The sequence below is a fragment of the Marinomonas sp. S3726 genome (assembly GCF_000967665.1).
Lineage (GTDB): Bacteria > Pseudomonadota > Gammaproteobacteria > Pseudomonadales > Marinomonadaceae > Marinomonas.
In genome coordinates this window covers 1-1876 of record NZ_JXYC01000073.1, presented here as the reverse complement: position 1 = coordinate 1876, position 1876 = coordinate 1, and the positions used below count along the sequence as shown (strand labels likewise).

Here is a 1876-nt window from a genome sequence, read left to right as displayed (position 1 = left end):
AAAACGATCAATTAAATCTTGAATGCTGCAATACGCCATAATTACTTCTCACCGTCTGAATTTTCGTCTTTTGGCGCATCTTCACTTGAACTGATATCTAACGTTGCAAGATAAGCTTCCCAAGCTTGAGTGCGCTCTTCTGCTGAAACTCCCGCTGGAAATGCGGCTGCTTTAGGCGTGTTGTCTTGCTTCCAAAGAGAAGGGTCTTCTTTATCTAGCCCTTCAATCAAGGCTACAAGCTCAGAAATGCGCTCCCCATCCATGGGCCCTTTCGAAGGTGCACCTTTATTTGACGTATCTTCGTCGGATAAAGGTTTGTCACTAAAGCTGACGGAAATACGTGGGTCGGCTTTAAGTTGTTTAATTTGGGCTTCTGTAAAAGTGCCATCAGGGTGCGTGGTAGGCTCGGAAGAATGCGCCATACCCGCACGGCGATAACCTTCAATCGTTGCTTTAATCGTAATCGGCATATCATTAACCTCTCCCAGAAAAAATATGGTTTATAAGTAGTCGGCTACGACCAATTCAAGACGGCCTTTTAGCTCATTAGAACTATTGGAATCTAATTCACGCTCAAGCATTCGAGTTGCTTGCTTTTCTAGACCAGGGGGAACAACTATTAAAGTGGGCTTTACGCCTAATTTTTGCCCGCCGTCCGCTTCATATTCACGCATGGCAGTAATCGCGGCCCATAAGTTATCGCTGTTGAGCTCTTTACGAGATGCGTAGGCAAGTTGCCAGAATGAGAATCCAACATTACGGCGGCAGTCTGCACCAAAGCGGAATTCATTTGAGGTAAACACTTTTTCATCGTCTAACTTAGTCATTGACTGTAAGTTAGGCTTACGACGGTCTTGGAAAATGACAGGTTTAACGGCGCGAGATGTATCTAATAGGTACCAAGTTGTACCCGAGCCGCCGTTATCGTCATAGTTTGAGACGGATTCGGCAGTTCCCGTGCCATCAACATTAGGATAAACAGGGTGGTCAGTATCAAAATAGTTTTGGCCGTCATAACATAAAGTACTTGTTCCCGCCTTTAATAAACCAAACGCCAGCTCATCAGGTTGAATTTCAACCGCGCGGCCCATTTCTTCAAAAACGGGTGAGTAAACACCGACGTTATCGTCTTCAATATCATCACGACCCACACCCACCGTACTTTCAAACGTTTTGTTAGAGATGGTATAACCGTGGGCTTTCATTGATTTAATGACGCGGTCACCCACCCATTCACGTAAGTTTGGAAATTTACCTAGCCAACCGTACGTATTTGATGCTGTGGTTGACTTAACTACCATGCAGATTTTTTGGTATTGCGGCTTAGCACCTGTTAAGCCTTTTTGAAAGTCCGCGTTCCATGAAGTAAAAAGTGCTGTGATGACCGCTGGAGTAATAATAGTTGCCATGTTGGGCTCCCGTTTTTAGTTTGTAAATTAGCTTTTATGAATTGGCTTGTTCCGCTTTTAAAGCCGCGTACTCTTTATGGCTTCGCCCAGTTAGGTCTGCCGCTTTTTTTTCTTCATCCGTCAGGCCGTGTTCATCTTCTTTTTTAGGCGGTATTTCTTTTCCGGCCTGTTGATTCTTTAAAGCAGCAATCGGTGCGGCTTTATCTAAATAAGCGTTTAATGCCGCCATATCTTTTTCACCTAGATCACGGGCCCAAGATTCCATCGCGGGAATGAGCTTGCCGCTTTCAATTGCACCTTCAATCACTTTATCCAAACCACCGACTGCAACTTGAGCTGTTAACGCGGCAAGTTGTGTTTGCATTTCAGTAACAACTCCCACTGGGACGTATTTAGCGGGGTCTACTTCATAGCTTTGCGGGTTTGCTTTTAGAGATGCTAAAGACTGTTCAGCACTTAGCTTGTCA

The 1876-nt window shown here is 44.7% G+C and carries 3 protein-coding genes; all 3 read right to left on the bottom strand.

What is annotated here, in order from left to right; genetic code table 11:
* Positions 1 to 41: 41 nt before the first annotated feature.
* Positions 42 to 470: an HI1506-related protein gene (locus TW85_RS25060; protein WP_046019871.1), complete on the bottom strand. Its 429-nt coding sequence runs from the start codon at positions 468 to 470 to the stop codon at positions 42 to 44.
* Positions 471 to 500: 30 nt separating this feature from the next.
* A complete protein-coding gene (locus TW85_RS25055) occupies positions 501 to 1409 on the bottom strand; it encodes a Mu-like prophage major head subunit gpT family protein (protein WP_046019870.1) in 909 nt (302 codons plus the stop codon).
* Between the two features lie 34 nt (positions 1410 to 1443).
* On the bottom strand, positions 1444 to 1876 hold a 433-nt coding region (locus TW85_RS25050), incomplete at its 5' end, for a phage protease (RefSeq protein WP_046019869.1).